The sequence below is a fragment of the Clostridium sp. JN-9 genome, from assembly GCF_004103695.1.
GTDB lineage: Bacteria > Bacillota > Clostridia > Clostridiales > Clostridiaceae > JN-9.
In genome coordinates this window covers 2,072,671-2,088,292 of the sequence record NZ_CP035280.1, presented here as the reverse complement: position 1 = coordinate 2,088,292, position 15,622 = coordinate 2,072,671, and the positions used below count along the sequence as shown (strand labels likewise).

The window sequence follows — 15,622 nt, the reverse complement described above, 5'->3', positions numbered from 1 at the left end:
AAATAATATGAGTGAAAATTTTAGAAAATATTTTATTTTAAATGGTGAAGTAAAAGAAGATGTATATTTCGATGATAATATTATTACAAGAGGAAAGTCGCTTTATGAAGTTATAAGAATAATTGACGGCTATCCATTATTTTTAAAGAGACATATGAAAAGACTGAAAAATTCAGCCAGGGTAACTGATTTAAAATTATGGCTTAATGAGGAGCAGATTAAAAGCTGCATTTTTAAGCTTATTGAAGTAAATGGTGAAGATATTGGAAATATAAAACTTATTTTTAATTATTATAATGGTGAGCTAAATTTCTTATGCTATTATATTAAGCATAATTATCCAGATAAAAAAAGTTATGAAGAAGGGGTTAAAACCATACTATATCATGGTGAAAGAAATAATCCCAATGCTAAGGTTATAAATATGGATTTTAGGCATAATGTGGATATAAAGATTAAGGAATCATCTGCATATGAAGCTATATTAGTGGATAATCAAGGCTTTATAACAGAGGGAAGCAGATCTAACATATTTTTGATTAAGGGAAATAAGGTGTATACAGCTCCCTTAAAAGCAGTACTTCCAGGAACAAGAAGGGATGTAATAATTCACTTGTGCAAAAAACTTTCCTATGAAGTAATTGAAAAAGAAATAAATTATAAAGACATAGCTGATTTTGATGCTTTATTTATATCAGGAACATCTCCAAAGGTATTACCTATTAATAAAGTGGATAATATAGATTATAATTCAAGCAAAAATGCTGTGGTTAAAAATTTAATGAATGCTTATGACCAGGAAGTAACAATGGATATTGAGGAATTTAAAAATAATAAATAAGTTATGGAAGCAGCTTTAATAAGGATTACCAGATGATTTGAGTTTTAACATATTTTATATTATTATAAAGTTATAGAAAAAAATGACGATAAATAAGAAAAATGCATATAAACCAATGACCAATGTATGGATTATCTAAGGGGGATTAACATGGAAAAGATTTTTAAGGGAAAATCTGTTGAAGAATGTATAAATGAGGCATGTGAAGTATTAAATATTCCCAAGGATCAACTAGATTATTCATTAATTGAAGAAAAAAAGGGTTTTCTTTTTAAAAGTGCTTCTATAAAAGTTAACATAAATGAAAATGATAAATCAAAAGAAGAACAAAAGCCAGATAAAAGTGATGAAAACAATGGCAAAGTTAAAATAACTGATGGCAGAATAATAGTTAAAAACCCTAAAGAACAAGGACATGCTGCAGCAATTTTCTCAGCCATGAATGTAAAGGTAATTGTTGATGAAGAAGAAATAAATACCAGAAAAGAAGTATTTGAGGAAAGTAAAATTCAGGTTATTATGCCTGAGGATGAGGCTCAGAGGATTATGGACATAAATGTATCCAAAGATGCAATGGAAGCTTATGCATCTATTAAATACAAGCCTCAAAATATATATAAATTAGTGGATACAGATGAAAGCAATACAATTGAAATAAAGTGTGAATCAGCACAAAGTGTATTTCCCGAAAAATTTACCATAGATGAAGTAAAAAAAGAACTTGCAAAACAAAAAATTACATATGGAATACTGGATGAAAATATTAAAGATTTAGTAAATGGTGAGGAAAATAAAAGCCTGCTTGTTGCTAAAGGTGAAAAACCTGAGGATGAGCAGGATGATATATTAGACATAAAGTTTAAACAGGATGATGAGAACATGGTGCCTGATGAGGATAAATTCGGCAAAGTGGATTTTAAAAGCATTGGTTCAATTGACTCTGTAGTAAAAGGAGATATACTAGCTGTAAAAACCCCGGGCAAGGAAGGCAGGAATGGAAAGGATATAAGATCAAAAATAATTAAGTGCAAGGCAGGAAAGAAAATAAACATAAGAAATGGTACGGGATGCTCATTAAAGGATTCAAATACCATAATTGCAGATGAAAATGGAAAGCCATGCATTAAAAATAATACTTTTTATGTATATCCTGTTCATGAAGTTAAAAGTGATGTGGATTTAAAAAGCGGCAATATTAAATTCCTTGGCGACATAATGATTTATGGAAATGTAATGGATGGCATGACAGTGGATGCAGGAAATGCTATAACCATAAATGGCAATGTGGAAAGGGCAAAAATCACATCAAAAGGAGAATCATTAATTAAAGGAAGTATAATTTCTTCTCAGGTTTTAGCAGGTGGAGAGAACATAATAATACAAAATTTAATTAATAATCTTGAAGCATTAAAACAGGAATTATCCAGTTTATCAAAGGTTGCTGAGGAAATTAAAAAACTTAATCTTCTTGGAGCTGACAGGAAAGACGGAGAAATCGTAAAGGTACTTATAGAAACTAAATTTAAGGATATACCAAGATTATGTATGAAAATAGCTGCAGGAATTACCATGGAAAAGAAAGATCAAAAAGATGAACTTCTTGAAGTGATGAAGGGAAAATTAATAGGCCTGGCACCAATTAACATGGAGCACTACTGGGAAGTTGATGATATTATAAAAATAATTAAGGATAAAATTAATCAGTTTAAGAGCTTTTTATCAATTCCTGTTAACTTAAGAATTGCATACTGTCAGGATTCAACACTTGAATCATCAGGTGATATATATATATTTGGGAAAGGTGAATATGTTTCCAATATTAAAGGAAATGGGAAAATAATATTTGAAGGAGAAAGAAGCATAGCAAGAGGCGGAGTATTACAATCAAATGATGAAATAAGATGTAAAATAGTAGGGAGTCTTGGGGGAGTAACAACTAAGCTGTGTACTTCAGGTAAAGGACATATATGGGCAGATATTGCTTATCAGAATACAATATTTGTGGTAGGCAGCAGAGAGTATATGCTGGACACACCAAGCAAAGAAATACATGCCTATTTGGGCAAGGATGAGGATATCATTGTGGACAAATTTAAATTGTAGGAGGCACTTATATGGATAATAAAGAAATCAAAGTATTGATATTCAGTATTAACGGTGAATATTATGCCACAGACATAATGGAAGTGGAAAGAATACTAGGCTATGAAGAACCCACAAAATTACCTGATTCACCAAACTTTCTTGAAGGAGTTATAAATTATGAGGACAATATACTGCCCATAATTTCTTTAAGTAAAAGATTTAATTTAGGGGAAGACAAAATTACAAGTGATACAAAGATAATTATTGCAAAACATGAAGATAAAAAGCTTGGTATTATTGTAGATGTTGTATCAGAAGTAAAGGATGTAAATACAAAAAATATAGAAGATCCTCCAGATGTTGTTTCAGGTATTTCAAAAAGATACCTTAAAGGGTTAATAAAAACTGATAAAAAGATTATTATTTTCCTTAACCTGGGAACAATTTTAACAGAGGATGAAAATAACTTGATTTAGAAGGTTAGAATGATGGGTGTAAACGAACTTAAAATAGGAATAGCAGATGCAAATGTGGTATCGTCCCCTGATAAACTTATTACCATAGGACTAGGTTCCTGCGTTGGAATAGCTATTTATGATAAATTTAAGGCTATTGGCGGGTTGGCTCATATTATGCTGCCTGATAGCACACAATTTAATAATGTTACCAATCCCCTGAAGTTTGCAGATTTGGCAATCCCGATTTTAGTAGATAAAATGATCAGACTTGGTGCCATGAAATCCAATCTAAAGGCTAAAATAGCCGGAGGAGCTTCAATGTTCAACTTTACCGATAAAAGCATGACTATGGATATAGGAAACAGAAACAGCCAATCCGTAAAAAAGACATTAATTAAATTATCCATACCATTAATTGGAGAAGATGTTGGCGGTAACAAAGGAAGAACAGTGATTTTCGACACTTCCAATGGTATTGTTCAAATTAAAACTGTTGGAGTTGGCATCAAAGAATTATAATGGAGTGATTGCACTTGAGTGACATGAATACATCACATAATAAAATAAATGCTGTAGTAATTGGAGCATCAACTGGAGGCCCAAAAGCACTGTATGCAGTAATCACACTGCTTCCAAAAGATTTGGGAGTACCTGTGTTTGTAGTACAGCATATGCCCGTTGGGTTTACCAAAGCATTTGCTGAAAGGCTTAACAGCAACAGTGAAATAACTGTAGTTGAAGCTAAAGACAAAGATGATATAGTAAAAAATGTTGTTTATATGGCACCAGGCGGGTATCATATGGAGGTAGGCAGTGATAAAAAAATACATTTAAATATAGATCCGCCAATATGGGGCGTGAGACCAGCAGTGGACAAGCTTTTTATTTCAAGTTCCAAGGTATATAAAGAAAATCTAATGAGTGTAGTTCTCACTGGAATGGGTAAGGATGGAGCAAATGGAACTATAGAAGTTAAGAAAAATGGAGGATATACTGTTTCAGAACATGAAAGCACCTGCACCATTTATGGTATGCCAAAGGCGGCATTTGAAACAGGTATGGTTGACAAGGTCCTTCCATTAGATGAAATAAGCAGAGAAATAATCAATGCAGTTAAGATTTAGGAGGAAAATCAATGGATCTGGCATATTTTGAAAAATGGGTTTTAAAAGAATATAATATTGATTTATCAGCTTATAAGCCAAACCAGCTGCACAGAAGAATATTAAGTCTAATGTCAAGAGTTGGTGTGAATTCAGTGGAGGAATACATAAAGCTTTTAAAATCCAGTGCTGCACAAAAGCAGAGATTTTTAGACTTTATAACAATAAATGTTACAGAATTTTATAGAAACCCAGAAATATTTAAAGATTTAAAATCACATATTAAAAACGAACTGCTGAAAAATAATAGATCTCTTAAGATATGGAGCGCAGCCTGTTCTACAGGTGCTGAACCATATTCCATAGCAATGATACTAAATGAGCTTGACCCCTATGGAAGGCATAAAATTATTGCCACAGACATAGATTCCACAATACTTAATAAAGCAAAAGAGGGTATATATTCTGAAGCAGAAATAAAAAATGTAAGTGGAGCAGATTTAAATAAATATTTTACTAAAAGCGGCGATAAGTATATTATAAATAATAATATAAAAAATATGGTTACATATAAGAAGCATGATCTTATTTTAGATAGCTATGAAAAGAATTTTGACCTTATAGTATGCAGAAATGTGGTTATTTACTTTAACTCTGATGTAAAAGATAAAATATATGAAAAATTCAGCGATAGTTTAAAACCAGGAGGACTTTTGTTTGTAGGGGCCACAGAAAGCATATATAACTATAAAGAATACAAATTTGAAAAAGCAGCAACTTTTTTATATAGGAAATTGTAAGGAGAGATAAAATAGTTTATAGGTTTATTGGTATAACATCTTCTGAAAAAAAGTAGTTATATATACAAAAGTTTCAACTTCTAATCAAAAAGATGATTTAAAAAATCAAGTTATATTTCTTAAACAATATGCTAATGTAAAAGGAATTATTGTAGATGAAGTGATTGAAGATTATGGGAGTGGATTGAATTATAATCGCAAAAATGGGATAAACTTATTGATGAGTTAATGACATCTGTAATCTCAATACTTCATGTTTTTAACTGCAGAATTTATGGTTTAAGAAAGTATAAAAAAGAGATAAAGGAAGATGAAGAAGTTGAAAAAAGCATACAAAACAGAGATTAAACCAACCAAAGAACAGATAATAAAAATTCGTCGGACAATTGGTGTAAGCAGGTTCATATATAACTTCTATATCGCTCATAATAAAGAAGTTTATGAAAAAGAAAAGAAATTTGTAAGTGGCATGGATTTTTCAAGGTGGCTTAATAATGAGTATATACCTAATAATCAAGATAAAGTATGGATTAAAAAAGTATCTTCCAAAGCAGTTAAACAGGCCATTATGAATGGAGAAAAAGCTTTTAAGAAGTTCTTCAAAGGTGAAGCTGGCTTCCCAAAATTCAAGAAAAAGAAAAATCAAGATATTAAAGCCTACTTTCCTAAAAACAATGAAACAGACTGGACTATTGAAAGGCATAGAATTAAAATACCAACTTTAGGCTGGATTGGGCTCAAAGAATACAGCTATATACCAGCTAATGGCAGAATAACAAGTGGAACAGTAAGTCAAAAAGCTGATAGATATTATGTCTCTGTATTAGTTGATGAAGATATAAAGATTAATAATAAACGTTGTTCTGAAGGAATAGGGGTGGATTTGGGACTCAAAGATTTTGCAATTTGCAGTAATGGAATAACTAAGAAGAATATTAATAAAACTAAAACAGTTAAAAAAGCAGAAAAGAAACTAAAACGTGAGCAAAGAAAACTTTCAAGGAAATATGAAAGCTTGAAATTAAGAAATAAGAAAGAGAAAGGAGAAGCTACTCGTCAGAATATCCAAAAACAAATAGTCAAGGTACAAAAACTTCATCAAAGACTTACAAATATTAGAACTGATTATATTAATAAAACAGTAAGTGAATTAATAAAGCAAAAACCACGCTTTATTACCATAGAAGATTTAAATGTAAGAGGAATGATGAAGAATAGACATTTAGCAAAGGCAGTTGCACAGCAAAAGTTTTATGAATTTAGAATTAAACTTATTTCAAAAAGTAAACAAGATGGTATTGAAGTAAGAATAGTTGATAGATTTTATCCAAGTAGTAAAACCTGTAGTTGCTGCGGCAGGATTAAGAAAGATTTAAAACTATCAGATAGGGTGTATAAATGTGATAATTGCAATACTTCTATTGATAGGGATTTAAATGCTTCAATCAATTTAGCTAATGCTAAAGAATATAAGATAGCTTAATTAAACAAGCGCTTATATGTGTACCGAAGGCTATTTCGGGAATTTACGCCTGTGGAGTGCTATACAAACTGTAGTAGCTTAGGCAAGGCAGAGTACAATGAAACAGGAATCTTCTCAGTATGGATACATTTGACCATATTTTGAGTAGCAGGGAGTTTAATGGATACATCACAATACATGTCAATGTTTTTGGAAGAATCAATGGATAACCTCCAGACATTGAATGAATCATTATTGCAGCTTGAACAGCAGCCTGATGATATTGATAAAGTAAATGAAATATTCAGGGCGGCACATACAATAAAGGGAATGGCAGCTACTATGGGGTTCAATACTATGGCTGAACTAACCCATAAGATGGAAGATGTTTTGTCAGAATTCAGAGATGGACAGCTTGCAGTAACACAAGATGTTGTAACTGTGCTCTTTAAATGCCTTGATACTTTAGAGACAATGGTAAACAACATTTCAGATGACAATGATGAACAGGTTCCAATAGATGGTATAATTAAAGAACTTGAATCCATAACTGGGCAAAAGCCTGAAGACAAATCCAGTAAAGCTTCAGCTTCATCTGAAGCTGCAGCTTCAAAAGATAAAGATGAGACTAAAGATGAAATCGACATTGTACTTAATGAATATGACATAAATGTAATTAAGCAGGCACTGGAAAAAGATTATAATGCTTATTCAATAAAAATTAATTTAAGTCCTGATACACTTTTGAAATCAGCAAGGGCATTTCTTATATTTAAGAATCTTGAGGATTTAGGAGAAATTATTAAATCTGTTCCATCTGCTGAGGATATTGAAAATGAAAATTTCGAATTTGAAATTAATTTGGTACTTTTAACAACAAAACCTATAGAGGAAGTTAAAGATACCCTTCTTAGAATATCTGAAGTGGAAGAAGTATTAATAGAAAATGTGGATTTAAAACAGCAGAAAAATAAAGCTATTGAAAAGGCAGATAGCGCTATAAAAGAAAAAGAAGCAGAAACAAGCAAGGTAAATCAGACAAAAGCTAAGCCTGCTGCTAAACCAAATGCTAAATCTAAGGGTTCTGAAACACCCCATAAGAAAAACCATCAGTCTGTAAGAGTCGACCTTGAAAGGCTTGATAAATTTATGAATATGGTTTCGGAATTAGTAATTCACAGAACAAGACTTGAGCAGATAAGCAGCAAATATAAACTAAATGATTTATATGAAACTCTGGAGCAGGTGGCAAGGACAACCTCTGATCTTCAGGATTTAGTTATGAAAATCAGAATGCTTCCTCTGGATACAGTATTCAACAGATTTCCAAGAATGGTAAGAGATCTTTCTGTGGAGCTTAACAAAGATATGGAGCTTATTGTAAAAGGTGCTGATACTGAACTTGACAGAACAGTAATAGATGAAATAGGAGAACCTCTTATACATTTAATAAGAAATGCAGCTGATCATGGTATTGAATCCAAGGAAGAAAGAATAGCAAGAGGAAAAGACCCTGTAGGCAAGATAAAGCTTACAGCATATCAGGAAGGAACTAAAGCTGTAATAAAAGTTGAGGATGACGGAAATGGAATTCCTGTTGACAAGGTAAGGAATAAAGCTGAAAAAATGGGCATAAACACTGTAGGCATGAATGACAATGATATAAGAAATCTAATATTTATGCAGGGATTCAGCACAAACGAGGAGGTAACAGACATTTCAGGCCGTGGTGTTGGAATGGATGTTGTAAAGACAAAGATCAGTGCCCTGGGTGGAACTGTTGATTTAATCAGTGAAGAAGGAAAGGGATCTTCATTTATAATAAGACTTCCTTTAACACTTCAGATTATTCAGGCATTGCTTGTTAAAGTGGGACAGGAAACCATGGCAATATCACTAGGATATATTGACAGAGTTATAGATTATAGTGATGATCTTATTAAAAAAACAAACAACAGAGAAGTTATAATATACAATGGAAATGTTACTCCCCTTGTAAGACTTAATAAGAGACTTGGTATAGAAAGTGACGACAGCAGTAAAAAATATATTGTAATTGTAAAGGTCGGAGAAAAAACCATAGGACTGTTAGTGGATTCATTACTTGGACAAAGAGAAATCGTAATAAAACCATTAGGAAAGACACTGCATGGCCTGAAAGAATACATTGGAGCTACAATATTAGGCGATGGACTTGTTACATTAATACTTGATGTTGCATCCCTTGTGTAGTCAGCTTATTTAAATCTTAAGGAGGAATAAGTATATGGACTATAAAAATCTTACTCCTTTTCAGTTAGATGCTATAAAGGAAGTTGCAAACATTGGTACAGGAAATGCTGCCACAGCATTATCCCAGCTTATTAACAAAAAAGTTGAAATCACTGTACCTTCAATAAATATAGTACCTTTTGATGAAATATTTTCACGAATAGGCGGAGACGAGGTAGTTGTTGGAGTAATAGTAAGGGTATTAGGTGACGCACCGGGAAATATTTTATTTATTTTTGAAAAAGATGTTGCTCTTAATCTTATAAAACAGTTAACAGGAGAAAAAGAAGAATATATCACAGATATGGGATATTCAGTAATATGTGAAATAGGAAATATTATATCCAGTTCATATATGAATGCTATATCTAAATTTACAAATTTATTGATTACACCGTCTGTACCGGCAGCTACATATGATATGCTTGGTGCAATACTGTCCACCACATTTATTGAATCGGGACAGTTCGATGACATGGTATTGGATATTGAAACCACATTTTTACAAAACAATTTAGAAATCAGTGGGCATTTTTACTATGTACCAATGCCTGGATCGCTTGAAAAAATGCTAAATGCATTAGGCGTATAATTTATTTTTGGAGGGAAGAAAATGGCTAAAGTATTAATTGTTGATGATGCTGCTTTTATGAGAATGATGATAAAGGATATTTTAGAGAAAAACGGATATGAAGTTGTTGGAGAAGCCAACAATGGAATTAAAGCTGTAGAATTGTTCAAAAAAGAAAATCCTGATGTAGTTACAATGGATATAACCATGCCTGATATGGATGGAATAGAAGCTGTAAAGGCAATAAGGCAGATAGATCCAAGTGCTAAGATTATAATGTGCTCTGCTATGGGACAGCAATCCATGGTTATGGATGCTATAAAAGCAGGTGCAAAAGATTTCATTGTAAAACCATTCCAGGCAGACAGAGTTTTAGAAGCTATAAAAAAAGTTGTGGGATAAGAGGTGATTTTTTGTGCAGGTTGTAGTTTTTAGGATAAATAATGAACAGTTTGCAATAGAAACAAACAGAGTACAAACCATAAATGACAGCGTACAGGTTACCAAAGTTCCCATGGCGCCATCTTATATTAAGGGATTGATTAATCTTAGGGGAAATGTAATATCTTTACTTGATATTAATTTACTATTGGATATACCAAAGAATGATAGCTCTGAAGAAAATATTATTATTGTTGAAAGAGATGAAGAATTAATAGGTATATCTGTAGATCAGGTTGATGAAGTAATTGATGTAGATGAAAACTTGCTGGAAAAACCTGAAGATTCCGGTAAAGACTATATCCAGGGTGTTATAAACTTTCAGGATAGGATAGTTACTTTAATCAATATAGACAAGCTGTTTTAAAATTAGTTGTGAAATGAGGGAATTAAATGGCAGAAGTATTGTCACAAAGTGAAATAGATGCTCTTTTGTCTGCCCTAAATTCTGGAGAATTAACACCGGATGAAGTCCCAAAGGATGAGGAAAAGCAGAAAGTAAAACCTTATGATTTTAGAAGTCCGCAGAAATTCTCAAAGGATCATATCAGGACTCTTGAACTGATACATGATAACTATGCCAGAATAATTTCAAATTATTTAACTGCACAGGTAAGAAGCAATGTAAAAGTAAAAATAGAGTCTGTTCAGCAGATAACCTATGAGGAATTTATTCATTCAGTACCAAACCCAACAATACTTACAATATTTAAAATGCCTCCTCTAAATGGATCTATTCTGTTTGAAACAAATCCTCAGTTTGTTTTTAGGATAATTGATGTACTTTTAGGAGGCACGGGGGTTGGAACATATAAGCCAAGAGAATTTACAGACATAGATAAGAATATAATCAAGACAGTTAATGAAGGGTTAATAAGCAATTTAAAATTAGCCTGGGATGATGTACTGCCAGTTGAGCCTGAAATAGAAGGGCTTGAAACCAACCCTGCGTTAAACCAGACATTGGCACCAAATGAACCTGTAGCATTAATAACCTTTTCTGTTGAAATGGGAAAGAACAGTACCTTTATAAATATATGCATACCATATTTAAGCATTGAAAAGGTACTTGATAAATTGGTGGTACAGTACTGGTTCCAGGCAAATGATGAGGGCATTTTAAATGAATCAAGAGAAAAATTAAAGAAAAAGTTAAATATTGTACCTGTAGAATTAACAGCTGTCCTTGGAGAAACCCAAATTACAGTAGATGACTTTTTAAAGCTTTCTATTGGTGATGTTATTACCTTGGACAATAAAATCGATAGTGCCATTACTCTTATGATAGAGGACGAACCATATTATTATGTTAAACCTGGTACTATAGGTAAAAATAAAGGGGTGCAGATACTAGATATTATAGATAAGGATGTGGAAAATTATGAGTAATGGGTTTCTTTCACAGGAAGAAATAGACTCTCTGTTAAATGGAGGTCCTGCTAATAATGCTGTTCCAGCTGAAGATGTAAAGAAAAGCCCAAATACTAAGGCTGACCAGAATGGTGAATTATCTGATGTGGAAAAGGATTTGCTTGGTGAAATAGGTAATATTTCCATGGGCTCTGCTTCCACAGCACTTTCTACAATTATAAATCAGCAGGTGAATATAACAACTCCTGTGGTTTCTGTAACCACATTAAACAAAGTTAAAGAGGGATTTGAGGTTCCTAATATTTCCCTGGAAGTCCAATATACCAGCGGAATAGTTGGAGAAAATCTCTTAGTTATGAAGGTAATAGATGCAGCTGTAATTGCCAATCTCATGATGGGAGGAAATGGAGTCCTGGATCATGAAGTGAAGGAATTATCAGAAATAGAGGAAAGTGCTGTATCTGAGGCAATGAATCAGATGATTGGTTCTGCTGCAACTTCTATGGCTACAATGTTCGTACGTGAAGTAAATATATCTCCTCCAAAATCAAAGATATGGGATGATTATACATCTCCCCTGGCAGATGGCATAAGTGATGAGGAGCCTGTTGTAAGGGTTTCATTTAAGCTTAAAATTGGTGAATTAGTAGACAGTGAGATAATGCAGCTCCTGCCAATAAAAACTGCAAAGAAAATCGTTGAAATAATGATGGGAGAAGAAACAACTGATAAGGAACCAGAAGCTCCTGCATCTCAAAGCAATACAAGTGCTCCAAAAGCTGAACCTGAAAAGGCATCTGCAGATTCTGGAAGCACTGCTGCTCCTAGCTCCAATGAAAGTACTTCACAGGTTAAAAGTAAGCCCATTGAGGTGCAGAAGGCATCCTTTGAACCATTGGGTGACTCCCCTAAAACTAACACAGTGGTGCCTCATAATATTGACTTAATACTGGATGTTCCCCTTGAAGTGTCAGTGGTACTTGGAAGATCCAAGAAAAATATTAAGGATATATTAAATATGGGTACAGGATCACTTATAGAGCTGGATAAATTAGCTGAAGAACCTGTAGAGATTTTAATAAATGGAAAGAAAGTAGCTTATGGCGAAGTAGTTGTAATTGATGAAAACTTTGGAGTGAGGATTACAAGTATAGTCAGCAATGAAGAGAGAATCAAGAACTTAGGAAAATAGAAAAAATAAAAACCCCATCGGGTTTTTATTTTTTCTATTTTCAGTTATGAGTTATGAGTTAAGAGTTAAGAGTGAAGGATATTTTTCAGCAGAGCTGAAAAATTAAATTATAGTTTTGCCCTTAGGGCAAAACAACATTAACTTAAAACTTAAAACTTTTAACTTAGAACTGGAGAAGCTCTAAACTTCTAAGTTTTTGTTTCGATAATTAATTAATGAAATGTTAAAGTTTAGGGAGTGTTAGAATGAACATTAATGGTGTCAGGGCAAATAAAATTATTAATTTTTACAGTGACATAAGAAAACAGGATAAAGTAAGTGCAGCAAAGAAAAGCAGTGACAGCATAGAAATATCACCACTGGGTAAAAGTCTCAGCAGCTATTCCATAGATGATAAATTTGAATCAAATGACAAGAGAATAGAAGAATTAAAAAATCAGGTTTCTAATGGGACTTATAGCAGGGATGCAAAGCTTATAGCTTCTAAAATGCTGGAGGCTATGAAGAAGTAAAATAATAATTAATATGGAGGAATATATGAAAGAGAAGCTTAACGAAATTTTAGTTAAGGAGTATGAATCCTTAAATAAACTTCTTTCAGTACTTGATGAACAGCACAGCCGCATAGTTAAGAATGATGTTTTCGGCATGGAAGCCATTGTAGGGAAGATTGAAAAGGAAAATAAGGCTGTAGCAGAGCTTGAAATGGAAAGAAGAAAGCTTACTCAGGGAAGAGAAATAAGCGGCATCATTCAACAATTCAAGGATGAAGATTTAGATAGAAATTATAGAAATCTTAAGATGTTACTTCAGCAGCTTATTCTTCAAAAGGACAATAATGAATTGCTTATTAGACAAAGGTTAGGTTTTACCACCCAGATGCTAAGCATATTAAGTCCGGATAGAAGTGCAAAAACCTATAATGCCAATGGCAGAAGAAGAAAATAGTAAAGGAGTTGATTTAGGTGGCAGGATTATTTGATACCTTTGGAATAGCAAAAAGAGGATTATTTGCCCAGCAGAAGGCTATAGACGTTACATCACATAATGTGGCCAATGCCAATACAGAAGGATATTCAAGACAGAGGGTAACATTGCAGACAACCACACCATATTGTACACCAAGCTTTAACAGTGCAGCAGGACCAGGACAGTTTGGAACAGGAGTTGAAGTAACTTCTGTGGACAGAGTAAGAGATACTTTTTTAGACTATCAGACAAGAGTTGAAACAGGAGTTCAGGGAAGATATTCAGGACGTGATAAATTCTTAAGCCAGATTGAAAATATTTTAAATGAACCAAGTGACACAGGTATATCAAGCCTTATAGGCAAGTTCTTTGATGACTGGCAGCAGCTTTCCAAACAGGCTGAAACATCAAATTCAAGGTCTGTTGTGGTGCAGCAGTCACTGGCTTTAACCAATGAATTAAATCACACCTCATCTGAACTTACTAAACTTAAAGAAAATACTCAAATGAATATAAAAGACGATGTATTTGACATAAACAGCACATTAAGTCAGATAAATAATTTAAATAAAGAAATAGTACAGGTTAAGGTTGCAGGACAGAGCCCAAATGACCTTTTAGATAAAAGAGATGTATTACTTGATCAGTTAAGTGCTAAATTCGGGATTACTATAGATAAGAAGAACTATGATGGGATAGATGTGACAACTTCCAATGAGCCTGCAGATATTGCAAGCCCAAAAGGAGGCACAGCACCAATAGACACGGATACCGGGAAGCCGGTAAATATAATGCAAACTAGTGATCCGGATAATGCAGTGCAGTTTGCTTATATAAGTGACATTTCAAATACGGACAATAGTAATGATACAAATACAGTAAAATTGACTTACTATATAAAAGGCGATATGTCTTCAGAAAGTAATAAAAGAACAATAAGATATACTTATAATAACAAGGATCCTAAATTTAATGCAAAAATAGATGCTAAATTAAAGGGAATTGGTGAATGCAGAGTTTTGTACACAGACTCACAAGGTAATGCTTTAACTTATGATCCTATTACAAATAAAAAGGAAGATAACGGCGGTTGGGATATCACGACAGGAACATTATATTTAAAAAGAGGCAAAAACCCTGGCGATTTGGATAATTTAAAGCTTTTCCAGCCTCCATCAGGAGAGTTGAAGGGATATATGTCAGTACAGCAGGATATAGATGTTTATCAGGATCAATTAGATAAACTGGCAAAAGCATTTGCATTTGCAGTTAACGCTGTGGAGACGCAAAGTGCTACTTATGTTCCGAATGACTCGGAAACAGACGATAAAACTAATGGCGTGTATAACTTCTTTGTGAATTCAAGTCAAAAAGGCGGAGAGGACAAAATAACAGCTGCTAATATAACTGTTAATTCTGAAATAGTGAAAGATCCAATGTTGGTAATAGCAGGTTGGAGTGCAGATACTAGCGTATGCGGTGAAAGTGATGGTTCAAGAGCATTAGCAATAGCTCAGTTACGAGATAAATTAATGGGTATACAAAATATTGATAGTGCCGCCATGACAAGAGAGAAATTCTTAACTAATGCAACAACAGGAAAGGCAATGTTTGTTGCTGATTCAAATTTAGGAAATGGTTTGAAAACAGTTGTAAATAACACTGATGGAATGACGTTAGATAATTATTTCAAGGATACTGTAGACAGATTGGGAATTCAGGAACAGGAAGCAAAAAGAATGGTTGCAAACCAGCATACATTATTAGCTGGTATAACCCAGGCCAAGGATTCTGTTTCCGGTGTGTCACTGGATGAGGAAATAGCAAATCTTGTTCAGTTTCAGCACTCTTATCAGGCAAACGCAAAAATTATTTCTGTTGTAGACCAGCTTCTTGACGTAGTTGTAAACGGACTGGTGAAATAAGTTAAGAACTAAGAACTAAGAACTAAGAACTAATAGTGAAGGATGTTTTTCTTACAGAAAAACTATAAATTTTTTGGATTTGAATAAATCCAAATATGATTCCTTTAATGTAAGAAGATTTCTAGTTAAGAAG

The 15,622-nt window shown here is 33.2% G+C and carries 15 protein-coding genes and 2 pseudogenes; all 17 read left to right on the top strand.

Going from position 1 to position 15,622, the window contains the following annotated elements:
* Window positions 1-7 precede the first annotated feature (7 nt).
* The 17 genes and pseudogenes from EQM05_RS09975 (at window position 8) to flgK (ending at window position 15,489) form a co-directional block, all read left to right on the top strand.
* Window positions 8-841 carry an aminotransferase class IV gene (locus tag EQM05_RS09975; RefSeq protein WP_128749905.1) on the top strand — a complete coding sequence of 278 codons (834 nt, stop codon included), beginning with the start codon at window positions 8-10 and terminating at the stop codon, window positions 839-841.
* Between the two features lie 150 nt (window positions 842-991).
* Complete coding sequence (locus tag EQM05_RS09970; protein ID WP_164917261.1) at window positions 992-2,944, top strand: flagellar assembly protein A; 1,953 nt, start codon at window positions 992-994, stop codon at window positions 2,942-2,944.
* Window positions 2,945-2,955: 11 nt separating this feature from the next.
* Window positions 2,956-3,402 carry a chemotaxis protein CheW gene (locus tag EQM05_RS09965; protein WP_128749903.1) on the top strand — a complete coding sequence of 149 codons (447 nt, stop codon included), beginning with the start codon at window positions 2,956-2,958 and terminating at the stop codon, window positions 3,400-3,402.
* A 12-nt stretch (window positions 3,403-3,414) separates the two neighbouring features.
* Entirely contained in the window at window positions 3,415-3,903 is a 489-nt protein-coding gene (locus tag EQM05_RS09960) for a chemotaxis protein CheD (RefSeq protein WP_128751089.1), read from the top strand.
* A 50-nt stretch (window positions 3,904-3,953) separates the two neighbouring features.
* Window positions 3,954-4,508 (top strand): annotated as a pseudogene (locus EQM05_RS09955) (CheB methylesterase domain-containing protein); the annotation flags it as partial.
* Between the two features lie 11 nt (window positions 4,509-4,519).
* Window positions 4,520-5,287 carry a protein-glutamate O-methyltransferase CheR gene (locus EQM05_RS09950; RefSeq protein ID WP_128749902.1) on the top strand — a complete coding sequence of 256 codons (768 nt, stop codon included), beginning with the start codon at window positions 4,520-4,522 and terminating at the stop codon, window positions 5,285-5,287.
* Between the two features lie 46 nt (window positions 5,288-5,333).
* Window positions 5,334-5,635: pseudogene (locus EQM05_RS09945) on the top strand (recombinase family protein); the annotation flags it as partial.
* Complete coding sequence (locus EQM05_RS09940) at window positions 5,598-6,770, top strand: RNA-guided endonuclease TnpB family protein (RefSeq protein ID WP_205694131.1); 1,173 nt, start codon at window positions 5,598-5,600, stop codon at window positions 6,768-6,770. The pseudogene EQM05_RS09945 and the gene EQM05_RS09940, both read left to right, overlap by 38 nt.
* A 159-nt stretch (window positions 6,771-6,929) precedes the next feature.
* Window positions 6,930-8,981, top strand: a complete 2,052-nt coding sequence (locus EQM05_RS09935) for a chemotaxis protein CheA (RefSeq protein WP_128749900.1) — start codon at window positions 6,930-6,932, stop codon at window positions 8,979-8,981.
* A gap of 34 nt (window positions 8,982-9,015) precedes the next feature.
* Complete coding sequence (locus EQM05_RS09930; protein WP_128749899.1) at window positions 9,016-9,612, top strand: chemotaxis protein CheC; 597 nt, start codon at window positions 9,016-9,018, stop codon at window positions 9,610-9,612.
* A gap of 21 nt (window positions 9,613-9,633) precedes the next feature.
* The gene (locus EQM05_RS09925) at window positions 9,634-9,993 is read left to right on the top strand and encodes a response regulator (RefSeq protein ID WP_128749898.1); all 360 of its coding nucleotides are present in this window, start codon (window positions 9,634-9,636) and stop codon (window positions 9,991-9,993) included.
* A 13-nt stretch (window positions 9,994-10,006) separates the two neighbouring features.
* A complete protein-coding gene (locus tag EQM05_RS09920; RefSeq protein WP_128749897.1) occupies window positions 10,007-10,399 on the top strand; it encodes a chemotaxis protein CheW in 393 nt (130 codons plus the stop codon).
* 26 nt (window positions 10,400-10,425) lie between these two features.
* Window positions 10,426-11,421: a flagellar motor switch protein FliM gene (gene fliM / locus EQM05_RS09915; RefSeq protein WP_128749896.1), complete on the top strand. Its 996-nt coding sequence runs from the start codon at window positions 10,426-10,428 to the stop codon at window positions 11,419-11,421.
* Entirely contained in the window at window positions 11,414-12,595 is a 1,182-nt protein-coding gene (gene fliY / locus EQM05_RS09910) for a flagellar motor switch phosphatase FliY (RefSeq protein ID WP_128749895.1), read from the top strand. Before fliM ends, fliY begins: the two co-directional genes overlap by 8 nt.
* A 245-nt stretch (window positions 12,596-12,840) precedes the next feature.
* On the top strand, window positions 12,841-13,107 hold the full coding sequence (gene flgM / locus EQM05_RS09905; protein ID WP_128749894.1) for a flagellar biosynthesis anti-sigma factor FlgM: 267 nt from the start codon (window positions 12,841-12,843) through the stop codon (window positions 13,105-13,107).
* Window positions 13,108-13,132: 25 nt separating this feature from the next.
* Entirely contained in the window at window positions 13,133-13,543 is a 411-nt protein-coding gene (locus EQM05_RS09900; protein WP_128749893.1) for a flagellar protein FlgN, read from the top strand.
* 17 nt (window positions 13,544-13,560) lie between these two features.
* A complete protein-coding gene (gene flgK, locus EQM05_RS09895; protein ID WP_128749892.1) occupies window positions 13,561-15,489 on the top strand; it encodes a flagellar hook-associated protein FlgK in 1,929 nt (642 codons plus the stop codon).
* Window positions 15,490-15,622: the final 133 nt, after the last annotated feature.

Bases quoted from the DNA above. Each gene is read 5' to 3' on its own strand.
- EQM05_RS09975 (WP_128749905.1), top strand. From the start codon at position 8: ATGAGTGAAAATTTTAGAAAATATTTTATTTTAAATGGTGAAGTAAAA.
- EQM05_RS09970 (WP_164917261.1), top strand. From the start codon at position 992: ATGGAAAAGATTTTTAAGGGAAAATCTGTTGAAGAATGTATAAATGAG.
- EQM05_RS09965 (WP_128749903.1), top strand. From the start codon at position 2,956: ATGGATAATAAAGAAATCAAAGTATTGATATTCAGTATTAACGGTGAA.
- EQM05_RS09960 (WP_128751089.1), top strand. From the start codon at position 3,415: ATGGGTGTAAACGAACTTAAAATAGGAATAGCAGATGCAAATGTGGTA.
- EQM05_RS09950 (WP_128749902.1), top strand. From the start codon at position 4,520: ATGGATCTGGCATATTTTGAAAAATGGGTTTTAAAAGAATATAATATT.
- EQM05_RS09940 (WP_205694131.1), top strand. From the start codon at position 5,598: ATGAAGAAGTTGAAAAAAGCATACAAAACAGAGATTAAACCAACCAAA.
- EQM05_RS09935 (WP_128749900.1), top strand. From the start codon at position 6,930: ATGGATACATCACAATACATGTCAATGTTTTTGGAAGAATCAATGGAT.
- EQM05_RS09930 (WP_128749899.1), top strand. From the start codon at position 9,016: ATGGACTATAAAAATCTTACTCCTTTTCAGTTAGATGCTATAAAGGAA.
- EQM05_RS09925 (WP_128749898.1), top strand. From the start codon at position 9,634: ATGGCTAAAGTATTAATTGTTGATGATGCTGCTTTTATGAGAATGATG.
- fliM (WP_128749896.1), top strand. From the start codon at position 10,426: ATGGCAGAAGTATTGTCACAAAGTGAAATAGATGCTCTTTTGTCTGCC.
- fliY (WP_128749895.1), top strand. From the start codon at position 11,414: ATGAGTAATGGGTTTCTTTCACAGGAAGAAATAGACTCTCTGTTAAAT.
- flgM (WP_128749894.1), top strand. From the start codon at position 12,841: ATGAACATTAATGGTGTCAGGGCAAATAAAATTATTAATTTTTACAGT.
- EQM05_RS09900 (WP_128749893.1), top strand. From the start codon at position 13,133: ATGAAAGAGAAGCTTAACGAAATTTTAGTTAAGGAGTATGAATCCTTA.